19 protein-coding genes and 3 tRNA genes are annotated in these 22,849 nt (G+C 31.0%); 19 read left to right on the forward strand and 3 right to left on the reverse strand.

What is annotated here, in order from left to right; translation table 11 throughout:
* Positions 1-80: 80 nt before the first annotated feature.
* On the reverse strand, positions 81-1,196 hold the full coding sequence (locus tag ABXT64_RS12540) for an N-acetylmuramoyl-L-alanine amidase family protein (protein WP_443633279.1): 1,116 nt from the start codon (positions 1,194-1,196) through the stop codon (positions 81-83).
* Positions 1,197-1,367: 171 nt separating this feature from the next.
* Between ABXT64_RS12540 and ABXT64_RS12545 the strand changes: the two genes are divergently transcribed.
* Positions 1,368-4,130 carry a putative LPS assembly protein LptD gene (locus tag ABXT64_RS12545; RefSeq protein WP_443633280.1) on the forward strand — a complete coding sequence of 921 codons (2,763 nt, stop codon included), beginning with the start codon at positions 1,368-1,370 and terminating at the stop codon, positions 4,128-4,130.
* Between the two features lie 10 nt (positions 4,131-4,140).
* A complete protein-coding gene (locus ABXT64_RS12550) occupies positions 4,141-4,521 on the forward strand; it encodes a Rid family detoxifying hydrolase (protein ID WP_443633281.1) in 381 nt (126 codons plus the stop codon).
* 2 nt (positions 4,522-4,523) lie between these two features.
* Here ABXT64_RS12550 and ABXT64_RS12555 read toward each other — a convergent pair whose 3' ends face one another.
* On the reverse strand, positions 4,524-8,888 hold the full coding sequence (locus ABXT64_RS12555; RefSeq protein ID WP_443633282.1) for a translocation/assembly module TamB domain-containing protein: 4,365 nt from the start codon (positions 8,886-8,888) through the stop codon (positions 4,524-4,526).
* A 92-nt stretch (positions 8,889-8,980) separates the two neighbouring features.
* Between ABXT64_RS12555 and tsaD the strand changes: the two genes are divergently transcribed.
* The 15 genes from tsaD (at position 8,981) to ABXT64_RS12630 (ending at position 19,509) form a co-directional block, all read left to right on the forward strand.
* Positions 8,981-10,003: a tRNA (adenosine(37)-N6)-threonylcarbamoyltransferase complex transferase subunit TsaD gene (gene tsaD / locus ABXT64_RS12560; protein ID WP_443633283.1), complete on the forward strand. Its 1,023-nt coding sequence runs from the start codon at positions 8,981-8,983 to the stop codon at positions 10,001-10,003.
* A 3-nt stretch (positions 10,004-10,006) separates the two neighbouring features.
* Positions 10,007-10,720: a 16S rRNA (uracil(1498)-N(3))-methyltransferase gene (locus ABXT64_RS12565; protein WP_443633284.1), complete on the forward strand. Its 714-nt coding sequence runs from the start codon at positions 10,007-10,009 to the stop codon at positions 10,718-10,720.
* Between the two features lie 263 nt (positions 10,721-10,983).
* Complete coding sequence (locus ABXT64_RS12570; protein ID WP_443633285.1) at positions 10,984-11,628, forward strand: DUF4159 domain-containing protein; 645 nt, start codon at positions 10,984-10,986, stop codon at positions 11,626-11,628.
* Positions 11,629-12,138 (forward strand): TrmH family RNA methyltransferase, encoded by a 510-nt coding sequence (locus ABXT64_RS12575; protein WP_443633286.1) that lies wholly within the window; start codon positions 11,629-11,631, stop codon positions 12,136-12,138.
* A 4-nt stretch (positions 12,139-12,142) separates the two neighbouring features.
* Positions 12,143-13,315, forward strand: a complete 1,173-nt coding sequence (locus ABXT64_RS12580; protein WP_443633287.1) for a THUMP-like domain-containing protein — start codon at positions 12,143-12,145, stop codon at positions 13,313-13,315.
* 147 nt (positions 13,316-13,462) lie between these two features.
* Positions 13,463-13,549: transfer RNA gene (locus tag ABXT64_RS12585), tRNA-Ser, on the forward strand.
* A 32-nt stretch (positions 13,550-13,581) separates the two neighbouring features.
* Positions 13,582-13,656 (forward strand) — tRNA-Pro (locus ABXT64_RS12590).
* A gap of 50 nt (positions 13,657-13,706) precedes the next feature.
* Positions 13,707-13,780, forward strand: a tRNA-Arg gene (locus tag ABXT64_RS12595).
* 41 nt (positions 13,781-13,821) lie between these two features.
* Positions 13,822-14,193 (forward strand): hypothetical protein, encoded by a 372-nt coding sequence (locus ABXT64_RS12600; protein WP_443633288.1) that lies wholly within the window; start codon positions 13,822-13,824, stop codon positions 14,191-14,193.
* Between the two features lie 183 nt (positions 14,194-14,376).
* A complete protein-coding gene (locus ABXT64_RS12605; protein WP_443633289.1) occupies positions 14,377-14,514 on the forward strand; it encodes a hypothetical protein in 138 nt (45 codons plus the stop codon).
* A gap of 201 nt (positions 14,515-14,715) precedes the next feature.
* Positions 14,716-15,153 carry a hypothetical protein gene (locus ABXT64_RS12610; RefSeq protein WP_443633290.1) on the forward strand — a complete coding sequence of 146 codons (438 nt, stop codon included), beginning with the start codon at positions 14,716-14,718 and terminating at the stop codon, positions 15,151-15,153.
* A 331-nt stretch (positions 15,154-15,484) separates the two neighbouring features.
* Positions 15,485-15,913, forward strand: coding sequence for a hypothetical protein (locus ABXT64_RS12615; protein WP_443633291.1), 429 nt, complete (start codon positions 15,485-15,487; stop codon positions 15,911-15,913).
* Between the two features lie 167 nt (positions 15,914-16,080).
* A complete protein-coding gene (locus ABXT64_RS12620; protein WP_443633292.1) occupies positions 16,081-16,560 on the forward strand; it encodes a hypothetical protein in 480 nt (159 codons plus the stop codon).
* Between the two features lie 9 nt (positions 16,561-16,569).
* Entirely contained in the window at positions 16,570-16,911 is a 342-nt protein-coding gene (locus ABXT64_RS12625) for an arsenate reductase family protein (protein ID WP_443633293.1), read from the forward strand.
* Positions 16,912-17,007: 96 nt separating this feature from the next.
* The gene (locus ABXT64_RS12630; protein WP_443633294.1) at positions 17,008-19,509 is read left to right on the forward strand and encodes an outer membrane beta-barrel protein; all 2,502 of its coding nucleotides are present in this window, start codon (positions 17,008-17,010) and stop codon (positions 19,507-19,509) included.
* A 72-nt stretch (positions 19,510-19,581) separates the two neighbouring features.
* Here the strand turns inward: ABXT64_RS12630 and ABXT64_RS12635 are convergent, their stop codons facing one another.
* Positions 19,582-19,752 (reverse strand): hypothetical protein, encoded by a 171-nt coding sequence (locus ABXT64_RS12635; protein ID WP_443633295.1) that lies wholly within the window; start codon positions 19,750-19,752, stop codon positions 19,582-19,584.
* 240 nt (positions 19,753-19,992) lie between these two features.
* On the opposite strand from ABXT64_RS12635, the gene fumC reads away from it, so the two are divergent.
* Entirely contained in the window at positions 19,993-21,384 is a 1,392-nt protein-coding gene (gene fumC / locus ABXT64_RS12640) for a class II fumarate hydratase (RefSeq protein WP_443633296.1), read from the forward strand.
* A 146-nt stretch (positions 21,385-21,530) separates the two neighbouring features.
* Positions 21,531-22,826 (forward strand): 7TM-DISM domain-containing protein, encoded by a 1,296-nt coding sequence (locus ABXT64_RS12645; RefSeq protein WP_443633297.1) that lies wholly within the window; start codon positions 21,531-21,533, stop codon positions 22,824-22,826.
* Positions 22,827-22,849: the final 23 nt, after the last annotated feature.

Raw genomic sequence — 22,849 nt, forward strand, 5'->3', positions numbered from 1 at the left:
AAGTTTTGATTACAAACAAATTTAAAAATAAATATGGTACTACCGATACTTTAAATAAGTTTTATGAATTTGATTTTTTATTAGTCTTCAGTTTGCAAAACTTCAGTAAGTTTTATTTTTTTATTTTCCTTAAATGCTACTATATAACAAGTAGAATATCCTTTTTCTCTTGCAAATGTTTTCATTAATTGTATTTTATTATAATCTGAAGTGTCTCCGTAATAGTATTTAAATAAGCCCCCTTCTTTATTTCTGCTTAATTCTTTTAAGCCTTTAAAGTTAAATGGTTTCAATTCTAAGTCTTTACTACTGGCAGCTAATTGAACTTTAAACGTTATTCCTTCATAAATTTTTTCTTCTCCATTTTCAATCGCTTCAACAATTTCATTTTCTTCTATAACAGGGTTTTTTGAATTCTCTGTTGCCAAAGATAAACTAGATCTATAGGAAAGAATCGCCTTTGCAATTTCTTTTGCCATATCTGTTTGCCCTTTTTTAGAGTTTAAATAAGCTCCCTCCTTTTTGTTGGTTAAGAAACCTGTTTCTATTAGTACACTAGGCATATAGGTATTATGTAAAACCCAAAAACCAGCTTGTTTAACACTTCTATTCTTTCTTTTTAAGGTATTTGTAAAGTTGTTTTGAACCAAAGTCGCTAATAAAATGCTCTGATCTAAGTATTCTTCTTGCATTAAGGTCATTCCTATTAAGGACTCAGGAGCACTAGGGTCAAAACCCGCATATGTTTCTTTATAATTGTCCTCTAAGAAGATTACTTCATTTTCTTTTTTGGCTATTTCAAAATTTGCTTTCGATTTATGCAGCCCTAAAACAAAGGTCCCTGCGCCATATGCATTGTTTGTAAAAGCATCACAATGCACAGAAACAAATAGATTTGCATCTGCCCTATTCGCAATTGCTGCTCTTTCTCTTAATTCGACAAAAACATTTTTTTTACGCGTATAAATTACTTTTATGTTTTGATCTTTTTCTAATTCAACTCCTATTTTTAATATAATTTTTAACGCTATATCTGCTTCTTTATAGCCATTTCCTCTATTTCCAGGGTCTTTTCCGCCGTGACCAGCATCAAGAACGACTACGAATTTTTTTTGGGAGTATACCTCTGAAACTAATGAATTGGACAAAGCAACTACAATAAATAGGAATAGCTGAAAAATAAATTTTGATTTCATCCGTATAAAATATTTGTTATAAAAGAAGATGAAATGCCTTGATACACATCTTCATATGATTTATAATTATAAAATAGGCATTTCATATATGTAATTCACCTTTAATGGATAACGTCAACAAAATAATAGTATTATTAAAAATATGTTATAATAGACGTAGCACAAAAAAATATGCTTAATTTTGATCTTTCAATAACTAAGCCAAATTTACAAAATAATAGTATCGTAGCATTGCAAACACATAGGCAATATTTATTGGTGATTTTCTTATTTCTACTTTTAGGTAGTACTGCAATGCAATCTCAAGATCTACCTCCTAAAAATGAAGTTGATATCCCAAGCACTGAGAAATCAGACACTTTAACCGTTTCTATAGAGCCTATCATTTCTGAGGTAAATGAAGCTGTTATTGACTCTGTTAAAACCGACAGTGTTAAACCTAAGCAAGAAACATTAACCGATGTAGTAGATTATTACGGTAAAGATTATGTGTTTATCAATCGAGAAGAACAAAAAATATATATGTATAATGAAGCATACATCATTTATGGTGATATGCGAATTGATGCAGGATTAATTATTTTAGACTATAATAAGAATGAGATTTATGCCAAAGGTATAGATAGTGCAGATGTTTATTCTCAACGTCCTGTGTTTGTTCAAACCAACAATACCGTAGAACCAGACTCTATTCGATTTAATTTTGATTCTGAAAAAGCGTTAATTTATAATTCTAGAACCGAACAAAATGGCTTTAACGTTATTGCTGAAGTAACTAAAAAAGTAAATGATTCAGTTATATTCTTAAAGAATGTGAAATTCACAACTTCTGAAAACCTAGATGACCCTGAATATTACTTTTATACTCGAAGAGCTAAGTTTGTACCTAAAAAGAAAATAGTAACAGGATTTACCAATATGTATATTGCAGATGTTCCAACTCCTATTGGAATGCCATTTGCTTATTTTCCACTTTCTGAAGATCGAACTTCTGGTTTTATAATACCAAGTTTTGGTGACAATAATAATCGTGGGTTTTTCTTTCAAAATGGAGGTTATTATTTTGCATTGAGTGATTATGTAGATTTTGCTTTACTAGGTGATTATTATACCAATGGTAGTTATGCACTGCGAGGTGAGTCTTCCTATAATTTGCGATATAAGTTTACAGGGAATGTAAGTATGCGTTTTGAAAAATTAATTAACAGTGAGCGGGGCTTTGATGACTTTAGTGAAAGTTCTGTTTATAATATCCGTTGGACACATTCACAAGATGTAAAAGCAAATCCAAGCTCTAGATTTTCTGCTTCTGTTAACTTAGGGAGTAGTAGCTTTTTTCAGGAATCTATTAACCAAATTAATAACTCCAGTGCATTAGTAAACACATTAAGTTCTTCTATTTCCTATGCAAAGACTTTTGAAGGAGAACCTCAAGTAAATTTTTCTGCAGCTGCAACTCACTCACAAAATACTAATACTCAATTAATTAATTTATCACTTCCAAATATTAATGCAAGTGTGTCAAGAATTTTCCCATTTGCTCCTAAAACTGGAGTGAAAAAAGGGATTATTCAAAATATTAATTTACAATACAGTGTGGCAGGACAAAATCAAATTCAAACTACTGATTCTTTATTTTTCAAAAAAGAAATGTTTGAAGACGCAAAAATTGGGCTAAGACATTCCATTCCAATTAGCACAAACTTTAAAATTTTAGACTATATCAGTGCATCTGCAAGTACATCTTATCAAGAAACTTGGTTGTTTAAAACTTTCGAGAAAAGTTATGATGAAGAAACTCAACTAGAGGTAAATGACACGATTAATGGATTTGATGCTTATAGAACCTATAATTTTTCAACAAGCCTAGGAACAACAATCTATGGAATGTTCAATTTTGGTGAAGATAAAAAGATACAAGCTTTACGTCATGTAGTGCGTCCATCTGTTAGTTATAATATAAATCCAGCTTTCGACAAATATTATGACTCTTATGAAATACCCACGGCAGATCCTGAAATAAATAACGAAATAGTTGAATACTCTAGATTTCAAGGAACTTTATATGGCGCTCCTAGTAAAACATTCTCTAGTAGTATAGGCTTTTCTTTAAGTAATACTATAGAAGCTAAAGTTCGTGATAAAGACACTACTGCTCTAGAAGCTAAAAAAATAATAATATTAAACAATTTAAATTTTTCGTCAGGTTATAATGTATCTGGAGATTCATTAAAATGGAATCCAGTTCGTTTTACAGGAAGTATTCCAATTGTAGAAAAATTAGATTTTAACTTTAATGGTTCACTTGATCCTTATGCGCTTGATAATAATAACAGAAGAATAGATAAATTTAATATTGAAAATGGAGGAAGTCTTTTTAGACTTACAAATGCAAATATTAGTATCAATTATAATTTTTCGAGTAGAGACTTTCAAGGTGATGATGATGATGATGATGATGATGATTTAAACAATGAAACCTTGCGTAATGGAGGAAGAAGGGACGACTTGTTTGGAGATGGAACAAGTATAAATGACAACACTTTTTATGATGACGAAAATAAAGAAGAACGTGAAGATCTCGGCTGGTATAATTATGCCATCCCTTGGGATATTCGTTTAGCTTATACAATGACGTATAATAATTCGTCAAGGCAAAGTGAAATTTCTTCACAATCTCTTATGTTTAGTTCAAATATAGAACTCACACCAAGATGGAGTGTTGGTCTTTCCTCTGGATATGACTTTAAAAACAATGGAATTACACTTACTCAATTACGTTTTCAAAGAGATTTAGAAAGTTGGAGGCTTAGCTTTAACTGGACACCGATTGGAAGTATTAATACTGCCTGGTACTTTTTTATTGGTATAAAATCGTCTGTGCTTAGTGATATTAAATACGACAAACGTCGGGAACCAGACAAACGATTATAAAATTATCAACATGAAGAAAATAATAAACTCTCCTAATGCCCCTGCTCCTATTGGCGCTTATAATCAAGCTGTTTTAAAGGGAAATATGTTATATACTTCTGGGCAAATTGCAATCAATCCTAAGACTGGAAATTTAGAAATAGACGATATTACTTCTGAAACAAAAAGGGTCATGGAGAATCTAAAAGCTGTACTTTCTGAAGTTAATATGACATTTGAAAATGTGTTAAAAGCTTCCATTTTTATTTCAGATATGAAGAAGTTTAAAGAGGTAAATGCTGTGTATGCAACTTATTTTTCTGAAGAAAGTGCCCCAGCTAGAGAAACTGTTGAAGTGGCAAACTTACCTAAGTTTGTGAATGTTGAAATTTCAATGATAGCTTCCCTTTAATTTTATTTTTCTTTCGGTGTATTAAAATTAACTGGAGAAGAATCATCTGGCACAATATTTAATTCTTCTAACTTTTCAATATCTGTTCCAAATATTTTTTTGATTAATTCTTTCATTGTATCAAAATCTAATGAGTAAGAAACCCCTGCTCCTTGTTCAAATATTTGGTCTTCACCAATAAATTGTAAATCAGCTTGTCGATTAAAAAAGTTAATTCGTAAACTACCATCTTCATTTACTAACCATTGTACTTCAACATCGCCTGCCACAGCAGATTCATTGATTCCACCTACGGGAACTCCAACTTTTCCATTAATGATAATGCGTTCACTAATTACTGTTGAAAATCGTACCCCGAGTTCGTCTGAAGTTTCTTGATTGATGGACCTGTCTCCTGGGAAATAATAAGGTAGTACTTTAAATTTAGAATCATTATCTGATAATATTTCAGCAACCAATCCATTTATTCGTTCTGCTAAAGTACCTGCAATTGCACTCTGGCCTGCTCCTTCTCCTACAAAAGAACCTGTTGAAATTAAATATAAGGCTTGATTTTCTCGTTGTTGCCTTTCTTGTAATTTATAATCTAATTCACTTTTCACAATAGAGCTCACTCTAGGAAACTCTATTGTAAAATCTAGATTAGGCTGCAAAATTTGACCTGTTAAATCGACTATAACATTTACAGGTATTTTTCTATTAATTGTTGGGTTATCTAATAAAACTGAAGGATTTGCATTGGTTTTATAAATAGCTTTTAAATTTAATACAGCTTTAGTTGGACTTCCATCCCAGGTAATGTTACCACCTTGTTCCACAGCTATTTCTTTTTGTATTATTCCACCATACCTAAAATCATATACTCCCTCATATATAATAAAATCACCCCACATGTTAAACTTACCCAGTGTATTAATTTCTAAGAGCAAAGTTCCTGCTCCTCTTCCTTTTAGGGTAGAATTGTTTTCTTTATCTACTACGACTTCTACTTCAGCATTTTTATTAATATCCAGTTCAAAATTTAATGACAATCCTTTAACGTCTTTCGATACAATAGTTTCCCCTCTTAAAATTGCTTCTTTTTCTTCAGGAGAAATAAATTTTATAAAAGAATCATCCCCAATAGATTCTGTATCACTAATTGGAATTTTAAAGCTAGTCCCTTCTTCTGTGGTCGCTACAACATCAATTACTAATTCATCTATGTAACCAATAATATCTGCAGTTCCACTAATAAAAGCTGTTCCATAATACAATTCATCCTCGTCTGGCGGGGTATCAAGCACTAACATTCTATCAGTATCTAAATGAAAATTAAGATGCCAATCATTAAAATTATTGTGTGATACATTTCCTGAAAACACGCCACTTGTATTGTATTTGGTATCTGTAATATTAGTGCTATAAATATCGAAATTATCTTCAGTTACTACAATTCTAGTATCGTCTTGAAGATTAAAGTCTGTATTTAAGTAAGGTATTTTTAATCCGCTCTTATTTAGCGCTAAATTCCCAAATACAGCAGGTGATTTATATTCTCCTGTAACTTTTACATCTCCGGAAACTAAACCCCTTATATCGGTGATGTTTTCACCTCCTAGCGGACTAAATGCTGCTAAATTAAACTCATTTAAGTCAATATCTAGATTCACATTAGTTTTAGCACCAGAATCATCAATTTCTCCAATTATAGCAATCGATTCTACATTTTCATTTATTAAAGTTGATTTTATATTGTACTTAGTTAAGTCTTCATTTCCATCAATGTTTAAACTTAAATCGCCAAATAGAATATCATTAATAGTTACTCCATCGATTACAACATTCGAATTTGGATAATAAAATCCTCTTTTCTGAATAAAATTAAGTTTCCCATTTACATTTCCTCCTAAAGTAAGGCTATCGATTTCAGGAATAATATTTCCAATATTTACATCACTAAAGGAAAGTCTTAAGTTTTTATAAGTAGTATCTCTTAAAACACCTGCAATTTGAATTAATTCATTTTGGTGGCTTAAAACCAATGAATCTATCTGTATTGTTTTAAAATTGTCATCAAAAACGACCTTATTTAAATGGTTGTTGTTTTCGTTTAAATGCCAAACATTGTCTTTATAAGTAATGTCGGACTTTTTAACTCCAACCACTGATTTCCCTTCTGGATTAATGGTATGATATAAGGATAAATTAAAGAGGTCTTCTTTTTTCTTTCCTCCTTTAAATTCTGAACGTATATACAGGGTATCATTTAATGTTTTATTAATGAAATTAAGATCCGTTACATTGTAAAAGCCTGTGTAAACTGAATCTATTGATATATATGTATTAAATAAAGGATTGTCATTATCCACATTAATTTTTACCTTACTCATGTAATTATCATACAATAAAAGTTCAGGAGAATTAAAGTTTAGTTTAAATTCTGATTCATCTGAAGATACAGATCCTTTAACTTTCGTATTATCACCAAGTTTTAATTGAGGCACAAAAACATCTACAATTTTATTATACACTTCAAAATCATAATCAATATATTGATTATTAGTTACCTCATTAGGGATATAATTAGTATAAATACTCCCTATTCCATTTCTAAAAAGGTTAGGGATATCTTCTACTAAAAATTCACCAGTAATCTTTCCATTAATCATATCTGGTGAATTTATTTGGATGGTTCTTACTTTTCTTTCAAATGAAGACCTAATTATAAAATCATCAAAATAATAGCCTTCATTAAGGTTTTGGTAGAATGTTTCTTTAAAATTAATAGTTCCAACAGCATCGTTAACCGTTGTTCCATAAATATCCATTATAATTTTACCTGCAAATACAGAAACGCTATCTCGCTTAATAAGATTTAATTTATTTAATTCTGCAAATTCGACATTTGCTTCAAAATTATATTTATTTAAATCTTTAGATACATCCACTAAACCCTTAAAGTTTAAAATAAGATTTGGGTCATCTATGCTTAATTCACCATTAAAGATTGGATTTTTCAAATTACCTGTAACCATTGCATCTTGATAGGTATAACCTTCAAATTCAATTTCACCAATAGTTCCAGAAACAGAAGTATTTACAGTATTTTGCGTAAATCCTCTTCCTTTAAAATTTAAATCAGCTGTCACTAATCCTAATGATTCAGTTTTAGCAACCTTATTTAATTTAAAATCATTTAATTGAATATTTCCTTCATAATATGCATTATCAAAATCATTGATATTACCCATTTCAAAAGCAGTAATTGCATTACCTAATGCACTATTCAAAAGACTATTTGTAGTTAGTATTGTATTTGTAATTCTTGTATTTCCTTTTAAGTTAAATCGTCCAAGATCTTTTATTTCCTTTGGCAGATCTTCTAATACACGTGGCAAAAAGCGTTTTAAATCGTAATAGTTCGCACTAATATTATGATTTTTTAATTCAATAATATATTCGTCACCCTCCATTATATTTTTCAACTTAAAATTTCCTTTTATTGAAATATCTTGAAAAGATAAACCCGCATTTTTAAAAGTAAAATCGTTTAGCGTACCCTCAAAATCTCCATCAACAATTAATTGCATGTCTGTTCCAAATTCATTATAAAATGTATTTAAATCATTGGTAGCAATGTTAGAATTCTCTAAATGAGCACTTATGGGCATTTTATTATTGAAGTCTGGAAAACCATTAATGCCGTGATGTAGAATGACTTCCCCTTTAATGTTTGAACCTTCTGTTACTAAATCAAGATCTTTCAAAATAATGTCATCAAGAGTATATGCAAAATCAGCAGCTAATTTTTTAATTCTATACCCCTGTTTTGCATCTAAAGCAAGGCTTTGAATATTTGCTCTTATTTCGGGGCCTTCAATTCTAAAGTTTTCTGCATGAATATTGACATTCTTAAAATTAAATACTTCTTGCTTTTCTTCATTTTCATCAATATATCTAATTTTAGTATTACTCAATGAAATTTCTTCTGTACATAATATAAAAGGTTTAACCTCAGTTGTAATCCCTGTATCAAATTTTTCTGTAAAGACAAATAAGTTATCATCTACTTCATCTTTATATACTTTTATGTAAAATATTGCGTCAGAAAGATTTACATGTCCAAAATCTAAATCACCATCTATAAGTTTCTTTACACTTAATATATTTGTTTGTAATTGTTTAGCAAAGATTAAAGTGTCTTTATGATGATCGGCAATATAAACCCCTCTAATATCAACTTCAGCTTTCCAGTTAAGTCCTATCCGGGCTATATTGATATCTGTTCCATACGATTCATTTAAATAAGTGGTTACTTTTTTTGCAATAGAAGTTTGTACCGCAGGAATCGATAAAATAATAATTAAAAGTAGTAGAAGAATCACAAGAGCTGCGATGATTCTGAATATTATTTTTCTAACTTTTTTGATACCGATTATTGTTTTAAATTTACCACCAATAAATATGCCCTTTTACATTGATTCAGAAAAATAATTATATCTTAGGTATTGAATCTTCTTGCGATGATACTGCCGCCGCTGTAATTCACAACGGTAAGGTATTATCTAATGTTGTTGCAACGCAAAAAATTCATGAGGAATATGGTGGTGTTGTTCCAGAATTAGCTTCACGTGCACATCAACAAAATATTGTACCTGTGGTACAACTTGCTCTTCGTAAAGCAAATATCGACAAAAAACAGTTAAATGCCATAGCTTTTACAAGCGGACCTGGTTTAATGGGATCATTACTAGTAGGCACCTCATTTTCAAAGTCTTTGGCTATAGGATTAGACATTCCTTTAATTGATGTAAATCATATGCAAGCACATATTTTAGCACATTTTATTAAAGAAGAGGAACAAACAGCTCCAAACTTTCCTTTTTTAGCACTTACTATAAGTGGAGGACATACTCAAATTGTAACAGTGAGTGATTATTTTAAAATGGAAGTTATTGGGCAAACCATAGATGATGCCGTTGGTGAAGCATTCGATAAAAGCGCAAAAACACTAGGTCTTCCCTACCCTGGCGGACCATTAATTGATACATACGCTCAAAAAGGAAATCCAAAAGCATTTAAGTTTCCTAAGCCAAAAGTAAGTCCATTAGATTTTAGTTTTAGTGGGCTTAAAACTTCTTTTTTATATTTTATTCAAAAAAACGTTGCCTTAAATCCTCAATTTATTTCAGAGAATATTGAAGATATCTGTGCCAGCCTTCAGTTTACTATTGTCGATTATTTAATGGATAAGTTGAAAAACGCAGTAAAGCATACTGGAATAAAAGAAATTGCCATTGGTGGCGGAGTTTCAGCCAATAGTGGAATTCGGAAGGCGCTTAAAGAAGCTGAAACTAAATACGGTTGGAAAACACATATTCCAAAATTTGAATACTGTACCGATAATGCAGCAATGATAGCCATTGTAGGTGAATTAAAATATAAGCAAGGTATTTTTGCTGAATCGAATGTAAGCGCAAATCCACGTTTAAAAATTTAAGCAATGCAACTATTTTATCATCCACATATTACAGAAACATCTAAAGAAATATTCTTTGATAAAGAAGAAAGCCGTCATATTATTAAAGTGTTACGCAAAAAAGAAGGAGATACGTTACATCTTACAAACGGAAAAGGATCATTTTTTAATGCCATTTTAATAAGTACAAATCCAAAGCAATGTATTGCTAATATTGAGTTTTCTAAAAAACAGAAACCTTTAAATTATAAATTGCATTTAGCAGTTGCTCCCACCAAATTAAACGACCGCTATGAATGGTTTTTAGAAAAAGCAACCGAAATTGGGATTACTGAAATTACTCCAATTATCTGTGATCATAGTGAGCGAAAAGTAATAAAGTTAGATCGTTTTGAAAAAAAGATTCAAAGTGCAATGAAACAATCTTTAAAGGCCTACCTACCTATAATACATCCAGCAATCTCTTTTAAAGAGTTTATAACTTCACAAGAAAATATAGATTCAAAAAAGTATATTGCTCATTGTGAAGAAACCGAAAAAAAATCTTTAAAAAGTAGCATTAAAGCGAATGAAACCATAACTATTCTTATAGGTCCTGAAGGTGACTTCTCTCCTTCTGAAGTAGCAAATGCTAAACTACATCAATTTATTCCTGTAAGCCTTGGCAAAAGCAGATTACGTACTGAAACTGCAGCTATTGTCGCATGCCATAGTGTTGCATTTGTCAATGAAGTTTAAAGGTTTTACTTTCCCCCGTAATTTATCTGCTTTTGAACAACACTGCAACAGTAATGTCAAAATAATTGCACAACAGCAAAGGAATCATTACTTTATTCCTCTGAAATAATACAATTAGGTGTTTCAAAAAATGGAATAGAACAAAATATTGAAAATAATAAAAGCGAATAAAAAAGTCTCTATACGTTAAATATAAATTAAACTCTTTAATATGCCCAAAATAGATACAAAGCCTGGCAATAGAATTTGTATTTTTGAAAACTATGCGAAAAATCACTCTTTTATATATTTTATTTGCTGTAACATGTAGCATTAATGCTCAAGAGTTTGCAGTTTTACAATACAGTGGTGGTGGTGATTGGTATAGTAATCCTACCTCCCTACCCAATTTAGTTAAATTTTGCAACGAACATATTAATACGACTCTTTCAGAAAAACCTAAAACGGTTCGACCTGAAAGTATCGATATTTTCGATTTTCCATTAGTTCATATGACAGGACATGGAAATGTATCTTTTTCAGATGAAGAAGCTAAAAACCTACGAAACTATCTTATAAGTGGAGGTTTTTTACATATTGATGATAATTATGGCATGGATCAATATGTTCGAAAAGAGATTGAAAAATTGTTTCCGAATTCTGAATTAAAAGAACTTTCTGCTAGCCATCCTATTTTTAACTATCATTTTAAATTTCCTGAAGGATTGCCTAAAATACATGAGCACAACAATACTAGGCCACAAGCATTGGGTATTACTATTGGTGAACGCCTAGTTCTTTTATATACATTTGAAAGTGATTTAGGAGATGGTTGGGAAAATCCAGAAATACATAATGACCCTCAAGAGATACGTTTAAAGGCACTACAAATGGGCGCAAACATTGTTAAATATGCTTTTGAGAATTAAATGTCAAGTCAATTAAAACATAGCACTACTTCATTTATAAGTCAAAGCTTTCCTATTACTTTAATTTGTGATGGCGTACAAAGCCCTGCAAATATTGGTTCCTTATTTAGAATTTGTGATGCTTTAGGGGTCGAAAAAATATTTTTCTGTAATGCAAGTATTAATTTTTCATCGAGTCGATTACTACGTACAGCCCGTAATACACATAAAAAGGTTGCATATAATATTTCTAATAATTGCATAGAGGTAGTTGATTATTTAAAGCAAAAAGGGTATAAAGTTATTGCATTAGAAATAACAGAAAACAGTATTCCTATTGAAGAAATTAATGTCGCTAATGGCGATAAAATAGCGCTAATAATTGGCAATGAACAATACGGAGTTTCAGAAGAAATACTAAAGCTACATCCAACCTCAACCTATATAAATATGTATGGCAATAATAGTAGCATGAATGTAGTACAAGCTACCTCAATTGCGCTTTATAGCCTAATAAATAAATTAAAGTGACACTTTGAATAAATATATATTAAATACTGTAGTTCAAGAGTATATAAAAAATACTATTGATAATGTTTCAAAATTAGCGTTTTCAGGAAGTCCATTTCAAAATATCACAGTAAAAGAACTTATTCAACAAATTGAAAGTCGAAGAAAAGCAGAGAAAAAACTTCCTTCTTGGTTTCAAACTGATAAAATATTTTATCCGCCAAAACTTAATTTAGAACAAACTTCATCCGAAGTAACAGCACATTACAAAGCTTCCATTATTAATGGTAAAAGTATAGCAGATCTAACTGGCGGTTTTGGAGTAGATTCTTTTGAGTTCTCTAAAGTACTTTCTTCGGTTAATTATTACGAACAAAATAAATCTCTTTCAGAAATAGCCACGTATAATTTTTCAATTTTAAAAGCGAAAAACATTAATTGTATCTGTGGAGATGGAATTGAGGGCATAAAAAATTCATCGTATGATTTTATTTACATTGACCCTTCACGTCGTCACGAAAGCAAAGGAAAGGTGTTCTTCTTAAATGATTGTGAGCCAAACGTATCAAAAAATCTAGATTATTTTTTAGAACGATGCAACACGTTAATAGTGAAAACTTCTCCTATGCTTGATATTTCCATAGGCTTAGAAGAATTAAAGTTTGTATCTGAAATTCATGTGGTTGCTATTAATAATGAAGTAAAAGAGCTGCTTTGGCTTGTTTCAAAAAAAAACAACCAAACCATTGTTGTTAAAACGATCAACATAAAAAAAGAAATTGCTGAAACGTATAATTTTAATTTAGGCGATAAGGCTATTACAAAATATAGCGCACCAGAGGCTTTCTTATACGAACCTAATACTGCTATTTTAAAATCAGGAGCTTTTCATTTGCTTTCAGCATCGTTTAATGTGAATAAATTGCACCAACACAGTCATTTATTTACCAATAATAAGCTTATAGAGTTTCCTGGGCGCAGGTTTAAAATAGAACAAGTAGCCCCCTATTCTAAAAAAGAGATGCGAAAAGCACTTACTTTTTCAAAAGCAAATGTGAGCATTCGCAATTTTCCTGATTCCGTAGAAAGTATCCGTAAACGATGGAAAATTAAACCAGGAGGAGATTATTATTTGTTTTTCACTACTTCTGAAGCAAATAAAAAGATAATGTTGGTCTGTAAAAAGGTGAATGAGTAATAAAGTTTGACTTGTAATCTTTTCAATATAAACCACTTGAAAAAAAAAGTAAAAAGTATTAAAAAAAGGCTGTTTTTTGTTTGCAATATCACAATTGATGAGGTACATTTGCATCCGCAATAAATGATATATTATTAATTGTTTATTGGAGAGGTGCCGGAGTGGTCGATCGGGGCTCCCTGCTAAGGAGTTGTGCTCTTACGGGTACCGGGGGTTCGAATCCCTTCCTCTCCGCAGAATTATTGAAATACAACTTTTGTTGTTTTCGGGGTGTAGCGTAGCCCGGTTATCGCGCCGCGTTTGGGACGCGGAGGTCGCAGGTTCGAATCCTGCCACCCCGACAAAAAAAACCGGACATATTTTGTTCGGTTTTTTTTATTTTTTTACATGAGGGCTCGTAGCTCAGCTGGATAGAGCACCTCCCTTCTAAGGAGGCGGTCACAGGTTCGAATCCTGTCGGGCTCACTGTAATTTTTAAACCCTTTGCTTTTGCAGAGGGTTTTTTTATGCTATTAACTTATGAATTCTCTCTGTTAGATCAAAACATGGGCGTTGTTAAAAAAGAAACGCATTCTATTAATTTCCAAGACAGAAAAAACTTATTCTTCGATTTTGCTGATTTTGGAGTGAATGAAAAAGGGGATGCTTTTATAATTTATACCGAAAGCTATAGAGACAAAAAAAATAAGACTACTAAAAACACCATAACACTACACACTTTTTACCGTGATAATGACTATCAAAAAGGGGAAGTGATTGTAAACCTTAAAGGAAAAAGAGTGGTGAATTGTTATTTAATTTATACAAATGATAAATTACAACTCATAGGATTCTATTCGAAACTTAAAAAAAACGGTAGGTCTGAAACTAAAAAATGAACTTTAAAACTAGAGGAATAATCTAATCCACAGTATACTATTATTTTAAAATTGAATCCCCACTCCTATTTACTAAGTAAATATTGTGGGGATTTTAATTTCTGAAATTGGTTAATGACATTAAAAATAGTAATCGATAAAAAGTACCTTTATGATATACATAACATGCTGTATACAAGTTGAATGAAAAAAAACAACATCAACCTTCAACCTGAATATGTTGGCGTTGAAAAGATCAAAAAATACAATGGTTATTATATAGTTTCAAGTTCAGATATTGATCCAGTAAAACTAACTACTAAAGTTATAATCGTTGAATAACATACCCAATAACAACATATATAATTTATGACTAAGTCTGTGTATAAATGGAAAACTACTACTACTGTGCAAATGGAGTCACTTTTTTGCTATCTTAGTACCAATGCAAAAACCAGACACAGCACGTTGGGTTTAATTTGATCACTATATAGATTCAAGTAATAAAAAAATTTAAATTTACATTGTAAATTAATTACACTTATGAAATACGCTAAAATCCTTATAATTCTATTTTTCAGTTCAATAATTACTTTGTATTCCTGTAATGAAAAAGCCAAGGAACCTAAAAAAGTAGAAGAAACTCCAAAAACAATTGAATCTACTACTCCAGAAGCCTCTAAAAGTAATGGGGAAGTCTATCACTATACCTGTAATAAAGGTTGTGCCGGAGGTGCTGCTGCTGCTGGAAATTGTGGCACTTGTGGTAATACCCTAGCTCATAATCAGGCTTTTCATAATAAAACTAATAGTACGCCAAATAATACTCCATTTAATACTCAGCCTTCAGATCCTGGTAAAAATACGGCAGGAATATGGCATTATACCTGCGCAAAAGGATGTGCAGATGGAGCTGTTGCTGCTGGAAACTGTGGCGCCTGTGGTAACACCTTAGCCCATAATCAGGCATATCATCAATAAAACACAAAGCGGAATAGGGAACTAATTGACTAATGCAAATAATTGACATTTTCCATCAAGATTCGTCTCTAAGGAGAATATATTCAGTGCTTTTTAAATAACAAACTACACACAACAAAGTGTATAGAATATTCCTGGTTCTTTAGGTTCTCTGAAAATCCTACGGATTTTCCACTGGTTTGTTTTCTGTTACTAATTAAGTTCCAGTCAACGCAACACACGAACAAACCAATCAAAAGGCTCTACCCATACTTCAGATTTACTTTTATTCCCTTTTCACTATCTTAGTACCAAGACCAAAAAAATAAGTATTCTAAAAACATAAAGAATTATGAATCCAATACTTAGAAATATACTGGCAGTAATTTTAGGACTTGTTTTAGGGAGTGTTGTCAATATGAGCTTGATTATGCTCAGTGGATCTATCATGCCTCCTCCTGAAGGTGCTGATGCTACTACCATGGAAGGCTTAATAGAATCTATGCATAAATTTCAACCAAAACATTTTATTTTTCCATTTTTAGCACATGCGCTTGGAACATTAGTAGGTGCCTGTGTTGCCGCAATGATAGCTGCAACCCATAAAATGAAGTTCGCTATGGCTATAGGTGTGCTTTTCTTAATTGGAGGTATTGTCAATGTTTTCCTACTTCCTTCACCCACTTGGTTTTCAATTGTTGATTTAGTAGGTGCTTATATTCCTATGGCTTTTATTGGAGGTAAAATTGGCAAAAAGCTTTTTTCCAAAAAAAACAGTTAATTATTTGTAATCGTATTCAATTTGTTAACATTTACTTTTTAACACACACTTGCTCGTTGAAATTATTTAAGAAAAGATAGTCTATTTAAATATTTAATACCAACTTCATAATATAGTTTTAGTTCATTTTAATTAGGAACACTAAGTTTGCACCTACAATCATCAATATGAAAACTGCTTCTTTAAAAGATATTAAAACAGATCTAAGTCATAAATCTAACGATGAATTATTATCATTATGCTTACGCTTGGTACGTTTTAAGAAAGAAAACAAAGAATTAATTAGTTATTTGCTCTTTGAAATTTCTAATGAAGAAGGCTATGTAGAAGGAATTAAAAATGAAATGCTTCAGCAATTTTCTGAGATTAATACCAGTAGTTATTATTTTATCAGAAAAAGCAGTAGAAAGATATTGAGGGATTGTAAAAAATTTATACGCTATTCTCAAAACAAAGAAACAGAAGTAGAATTATTACTCTTCTATTGTGTCCAATTATACAACTTTAAGCCAAACATTAATAAAAGTAAAGCACTATTCAACTTATATTATAGACAAATTGAATTTATCAAGAAAAAAATATCATTACTTCATGAAGATCTACAATTTGATTATCGAGAAGAAATTGAAAAATTAGAAACATTGTAAAACTAAAATATGATAACCATATACCATAACCCCAGGTGTAGCAAATCAAGAGAATGCAATATTTTCCTTGATAATAGCGAAAACGATGTACAAATAATAAATTACATGAAAACCCCATTTACGTTCGATACCCTAAAGAGTCTAATTGACTTGCTAAAAATAAATCCAATAGAATTAGTTCGCAAAAACGAACAAATTTGGAAAGATCAATTTAAAGGAAAAGAATTAAATGATAAAGAAATCATTACTGCCATGGTTGAAAACACAAAATTGATACAAAGACCTATTGTGGTAAATGGTAACAAAGCTGTAATTGCAAGACCTTTAGAAAAAATGGATGAAATATTGTAACTTCTTCTTCCTTATTTAGCCTTTATATTTAACACAAATTTGGCATCTCTTCATCAAACCCTCTAGTATTTTCGTAGTCTAATGCTGAAACTAGCTATGAAAATATATTTTACCATTTTTTGCCTTCTTGTTTCAACAGTTATTTTAGCTCAAAAGCCGAAAAACAGCTCAGTATTAATCACTGGAAGCATCATTGAAAAAGGAACTGATTTACCTTTAGAGTATGCAACTGTTGTATTTTTAGACGTTAATGAAAAAATTATTACGGGTGGCATTACAGACACAAAAGGGTATTATTCTATTGAAGTACCTTCAGGTAATTACACCGTTCAATATGAGTTTATTTCATATAAAACTGTAAAAATAAACAATCAAAAATTATTTAAAAATACAAGCTTACCTACCATTACTCTTGAAATAAATGCAGCAAGTTTAGATGAGGTAGTTATACGAGCAGAAACAACTGAAGTACAAGTTCGTTTAGATAAAAAAATATATAACATAGGTAAAGACTTAACCACTGGTGGGGCTACCGTTAGTGATGCTTTAAATAATGTGCCTAGTGTAACAGTAGACGTAGACGGTACTATTAATTTACGTGGTAATGAAAATGTTAGAATATTAATAAATGGGAAACCTTCTGCTATTGCTGGTTTTGGTTCAACAGACGCACTACGACAATTACCAGCAGAATCAATAGAACGTGTTGAAGTTATTACTTCTCCTTCTGCTAGATACGATGCTGAAGGAACAGCAGGTATTTTAAACATCATTCTAAGAAAAGAAAAAACAATAGGATTAAACGGCTCTATAGCGACTAACTTTAATTACCCTTTGGGTTCTGGAGTTACCACCAATATAAATCTAAGAACAGAAAAGTTTAATTTGTTCAATACTTCAGGGTTTAGATATAGTGATGCCCCTGGTAATGCATTTTTCGATAATAATTATTTTACAAGAACTATTATTGATGATGAAACTGGTGAAACTATATTAATTGAACCTACCTTTAATCGAACCACAGAAAAAAGAAATTACGACAGACTCCGACAAGGTTTTAATACAAATTTAGGAATTGAATATTTTTTAACTGAAAAGTCTTCATTAACTGCCACTGGATTTCTTAGGTTAGGAGATAATGAAACAGTTACAACAAATACAACAAATGACTTTGCTCCTGCTAATTCATTACAATTTATTAGAGTTAGAACTGAAGAAGAAAAAGAAGATGATACAAGCTATCAATTTTCATTGAATTATGAAAATAACTTAAATGATAATGGTGAAAAATTAACCATTGATTTACAATATGAAAATGATGAAGAAACAGAAACATCATTTATTAGTGAACGAAACACATTTCCTGATATAGTAGATCTTTCTGGTGAAAATATAGTTGCCATTGAAGATGGTAAAGAGTATTTAGCTCAATCAGATTATGTATTGCCTATTGGTGAAAACGCACAATTTGAAGCAGGATATAGAGGTAAATTTGAAGAGACAATAACCGATTACAACCTGCTTGAAGAAGATGGAATCACTGGAAATTTTATAAGAAACGATAGCATCTCAAATATTTTCACGTACAATGAAAACACAAATGCTATTTATACTCAGTATGGAAATAAATTTGGGAAATTTTCATTTTTATTAGGTCTTCGACTAGAAAACACTCAATTAAAAGGAAAATCGACTGGTGAAGATGTTACAACTAGCGACGACTTTTCTATTAATTTTAAAAATGATTATACCGAGTTGTTTCCTACTGTTAATTTGGTTTATGAAATTGGCGATAGAGAAAATATAACATTAGGCTACAATAGAAGAATTAATAGGCCACGTAGTTGGTTTATCAATCCTTTTCCATCACGTTCAAGTGAAGCAAATATCTTTCAAGGAAATCCTGGCTTAAATCCTGCTTTTGCAAGTGCTTTTGATTTAGGTTATTTAAAACGTTGGAAAAAATTAACCCTTACTTCTTCCATCTATTATCAATATGAAACAGATGCTTTTGCGAGAGTACAAGAAGACACAGGACAAGCCACATCAAATGGAATCCCTATAATACGTACGATTCCAATTAATTTATCTACCAATCAACGTTTTGGTTTTGAAGCAGGGATTCTTTACAATCCTACTAAATGGTTGCGATTAAACAGTAGTTTTAATATTTTTAAATTTGAAACAGAAGGATTTTTTAATGATATTGATTATGGAACAGAAAATACAAGTTGGTTTTCTCGATTTAGTGCGAAGGTGACTCTTCCTTCAAAAATTGAATGGCAAACAAGTGGAATGTATAGAGGCCCAAGAAACAATGCCCAGACTGAAACCAAAGGAATGTTCATGATGAATTTAGCCTTTAGTAAGGATATTATAAAAGATAATGCTACGATCGCATTTAATGTTAGGGATTTATTAAATTCTAGAAAAAGACAATCTTTTACACAAACAGATACATTTACAAGTGAAAGTGAATTTCAATGGAGACAGAGACAATTTACATTATCATTTACCTATCGTTTTAACCAGAAAAAAGAAAGGCCAAGAGGTTCAGGTAATGTTGGAAGTGGTGAAAGCGAAGGGTTTGACGGATAGTATTTTAAAAAATATACTTAATAAAAAAAGACCCGTTTAACAAGGGGTCTTTTTTTATAGTATAATTAGATATTATTCTAATTCTTTTTGTTTTGCTTCGCGATTCATTTTCAATCGTTCTATCAGAGATCCTCCAATCCAGTAAGGAATTACAAATCCAATTAAGAAAAACATTAACCAAAATCCTATTGTTAGAATGGTTAAAAATGCTAAAAATCCTAAATATTGATCGAAATCAAACATAATATAAACGGGTTAAATATTAAACGACAAATATAATGTTAAAATTTAAAATAAATAATAAAATATTTGAATTATTACAAGAAATAAACCGCACCATACTTTAGAAGAATTGCCGTTTTATGTACCTTTGTGTTACTTCAGAAATAAACATTATGAAACGAGCATGCTAAAAAGTTCATCATTATATAACATGGCAAATAGCGAACAGCATGTAACAGTTAAAAAAAATAATTTGAACACATGAAATACAGAATAGAAAAAGATACTATGGGCGAGGTACGTGTACCTGCCGATAAACTTTGGGGTGCTCAAACAGAGCGTTCACGTAATAATTTTAAAATTGGAAGACCAGGATCTATGCCAATTGAAATCATTTATGGCTTTGCTTATTTAAAAAAGTCTGCTGCGTATACAAATTGTGATTTAGGCGTTTTACCGGAAGAAAAAAGAGATTTAATAGCGGCTGTTTGTGATGAAATATTAGAAGGAAAACACGACGAACAGTTTCCTTTAGTAGTATGGCAAACCGGTAGTGGTACTCAAAGTAACATGAATGTAAATGAGGTAATTGCAAATAGAGCACATCAACTTGCCGGAAAAACAATTGGTGAAGGTGAAAAAACACTTCAACCAAATGATGATGTAAATAAGTCTCAATCTTCAAATGATACGTTTCCAACGGGAATGCATATTGCGGCTTATAAAAAATTAATAGAAATAACAATTCCTGGAGTTAAACAACTCCATACAACCCTTTCAAGTAAAGCAGTAGAGTTTAATTCAATAGTAAAAATTGGAAGAACTCACTTAATGGATGCTACTCCTCTAACCTTAGGGCAAGAGTTTAGTGGCTATGCATCTCAATTAGAACATGGTTTATTCGCTTTAGATAATACATTAGCACATCTAGCCGAAGTAGCTTTAGGAGGAACTGCTGTGGGTACAGGAATTAACACACCTAAAGGATATGCAGAAAAAGTTGCTGGTTACATTGCTTCTTTTACTGAATTACCCTTTATAACTGCTAAAAATAAATTTGAAGCTTTAGCTGCTCATGATGCAATCGTTGAATCTCATGGTGCCTTAAAACAATTAGCGGTATCATTAAATAAAATTGCAAATGATATTCGATTATTAGCGAGTGGACCTCGAAGTGGAATTGGAGAGATTGCAATTCCTGCTAATGAACCTGGGTCTTCAATTATGCCAGGTAAAGTAAACCCAACACAATGTGAAGCATTAACTATGGTTTGTGCTCAAGTGATAGGAAATGACATGGCAATTGCTGTTGGTGGTATGCAAGGCCATTATGAATTAAATGTTTTTAAACCGGTAATGGCTGCTAATTTCTTACATTCCGCACAGTTATTGGGTGATGCTTGTGTTTCATTTGATGATAATTGTGCTATAGGAATAGAACCAAATTTAGAGGTAATTACCAAACAAGTAAACAACTCATTAATGTTGGTTACAGCCCTAAATACAAAGATCGGTTATTATAAAGCTGCTGAAATCGCAAACACTGCTCATAAAAATGGGACCACCTTAAAAGAGGAAGCTGTTAGACTTGGGTATCTAAGTGCTGAAGATTTTGACAAATGGGTTCGACCAGAAGATATGGTAGGTAATTAACACTTAGATTTATAATACTATTTTTTGTAGGAAAATCTTTCATTAGTGTCTATTTCTACCAATTTTTATCGATTAAACGCACTTAAATTAGTTGTATTGCGTTTTATCGCTATATTCGTCTTCCCAAATAGTTAAAACCTACTAAGATGAAGTTTCAAAATTTGCCCTTATTATTGTGTCTTTTTATAGCTTTAGTTATAAATAGCACTTCTTCGTATTCAGCGAAAATTAAAGACAATAAATCCATCAATCTACCTGACTATAAGGAGGTTACACCGCCTGATTCAACCTCAAATGATTATAATTCTAGTACTAAGTTAATTCTAGATAATCACCTTAAAAACCCTTTACTTGATCAAGCCTACTTTTTTAATTATGCAAATAACATAACTTCAGGTATTAATCTAAATGAGGAAAACGCCTATGTTTTATCTAATTTTAAAACAAAAGCTAAAGACATAGTGTTACAGAATAAATTAAGTACAAGTAAAACTGTTTATTTTAACTATGGTTTATATTATGGGTTTGCTCTGACTTTAGTTTTATTAAACTTTGTTTGTTATTTTCTTTTTGAAGAAAAATTATTTCTATTATATTCACTCGCAGTCGCAGGCATAACAAGCTTATTTTTATATAATGACGGACTATTAAATGTTATAGGCATTAATATCTCAAACCAATTAGATGAGCTTGAAGCTACTTTTTTATTACTTACCATTTGCTTTAGTTCGATGTTTGCGTCTAAATATTTATCTGTCAATGAATATTATCCAAAGTTAAAATATATTACTTCTGCCCTATTAGGTATTGCAGCAATTCTAATAAGTTCTTCATTAGTTTTTGATAATTTTAATTTTACATTAATATCAAACATTATATTATTTAGTATCATGGTCTTATATTTTATAGCAGGACTTTTTCTTTTTAGTAGAAAAAATTACGCTAAATTTTATGTGATAGCCTATAGCATACCTCTATTATTTGCTATAGATTATTATATCATAAATAAAATTGGAGTTTCATTTTTAAATACAGAAGCGATTCATTTAAAAATAGCAACTTTAATCGAAATTTTACTGATAACGTTTGCGATTATGTATAGAATGAGAGCTGTAAAAGAAGAAAATGAATTAAGACAAACTGAAATGCGAATATTCTTAAAACGTCAAGATATGATGAGCAGAGACAATGTAGAAAAGATAATACAAGATGTATATCTAGAAAATTTAATCATGCAATACGATTTAGATGGATTAGAAATAAAATTACTTCAATACATCTCTGAAGGAAAACCGAATGAAAAAATAGTCCGTAAATTAAAATTAACGGAACATGAATTAGAAAGATGTACTAAAGAATTATATGAGAAACTTGAAATTAGTGAACATATTCAAGAAGATTATAGAATGGTAAATAAACAACCCGACTATATTTATAATTAAATAAAATTACCAACCCCCTAAAT

Origin of the sequence: Candidatus Marifrigoribacter sp. Uisw_064, assembly GCF_047730175.1 — a bacterium.
GTDB lineage: Bacteria > Bacteroidota > Bacteroidia > Flavobacteriales > Flavobacteriaceae > Marifrigoribacter.

What these genes read in the sequence shown, in the direction of transcription:
- ABXT64_RS12540 (WP_443633279.1), bottom strand. Translation starts at nt 1,196, where the DNA reads ATGAAATCAAAATTTATTTTTCAGCTATTCCTATTTATTGTAGTTGCT.
- ABXT64_RS12545 (WP_443633280.1), top strand. Translation starts at nt 1,368, where the DNA reads ATGCTTAATTTTGATCTTTCAATAACTAAGCCAAATTTACAAAATAAT.
- ABXT64_RS12550 (WP_443633281.1), top strand. Translation starts at nt 4,141, where the DNA reads ATGAAGAAAATAATAAACTCTCCTAATGCCCCTGCTCCTATTGGCGCT.
- ABXT64_RS12565 (WP_443633284.1), top strand. Translation starts at nt 10,007, where the DNA reads ATGCAACTATTTTATCATCCACATATTACAGAAACATCTAAAGAAATA.
- ABXT64_RS12570 (WP_443633285.1), top strand. Translation starts at nt 10,984, where the DNA reads ATGCGAAAAATCACTCTTTTATATATTTTATTTGCTGTAACATGTAGC.
- ABXT64_RS12575 (WP_443633286.1), top strand. Translation starts at nt 11,629, where the DNA reads ATGTCAAGTCAATTAAAACATAGCACTACTTCATTTATAAGTCAAAGC.
- ABXT64_RS12600 (WP_443633288.1), top strand. Translation starts at nt 13,822, where the DNA reads ATGCTATTAACTTATGAATTCTCTCTGTTAGATCAAAACATGGGCGTT.
- ABXT64_RS12605 (WP_443633289.1), top strand. Translation starts at nt 14,377, where the DNA reads ATGAAAAAAAACAACATCAACCTTCAACCTGAATATGTTGGCGTTGAA.
- ABXT64_RS12610 (WP_443633290.1), top strand. Translation starts at nt 14,716, where the DNA reads ATGAAATACGCTAAAATCCTTATAATTCTATTTTTCAGTTCAATAATT.
- ABXT64_RS12615 (WP_443633291.1), top strand. Translation starts at nt 15,485, where the DNA reads ATGAATCCAATACTTAGAAATATACTGGCAGTAATTTTAGGACTTGTT.
- ABXT64_RS12620 (WP_443633292.1), top strand. Translation starts at nt 16,081, where the DNA reads ATGAAAACTGCTTCTTTAAAAGATATTAAAACAGATCTAAGTCATAAA.
- ABXT64_RS12625 (WP_443633293.1), top strand. Translation starts at nt 16,570, where the DNA reads ATGATAACCATATACCATAACCCCAGGTGTAGCAAATCAAGAGAATGC.
- ABXT64_RS12630 (WP_443633294.1), top strand. Translation starts at nt 17,008, where the DNA reads ATGAAAATATATTTTACCATTTTTTGCCTTCTTGTTTCAACAGTTATT.
- ABXT64_RS12635 (WP_443633295.1), bottom strand. Translation starts at nt 19,752, where the DNA reads ATGTTTGATTTCGATCAATATTTAGGATTTTTAGCATTTTTAACCATT.
- fumC (WP_443633296.1), top strand. Translation starts at nt 19,993, where the DNA reads ATGAAATACAGAATAGAAAAAGATACTATGGGCGAGGTACGTGTACCT.
- ABXT64_RS12645 (WP_443633297.1), top strand. Translation starts at nt 21,531, where the DNA reads ATGAAGTTTCAAAATTTGCCCTTATTATTGTGTCTTTTTATAGCTTTA.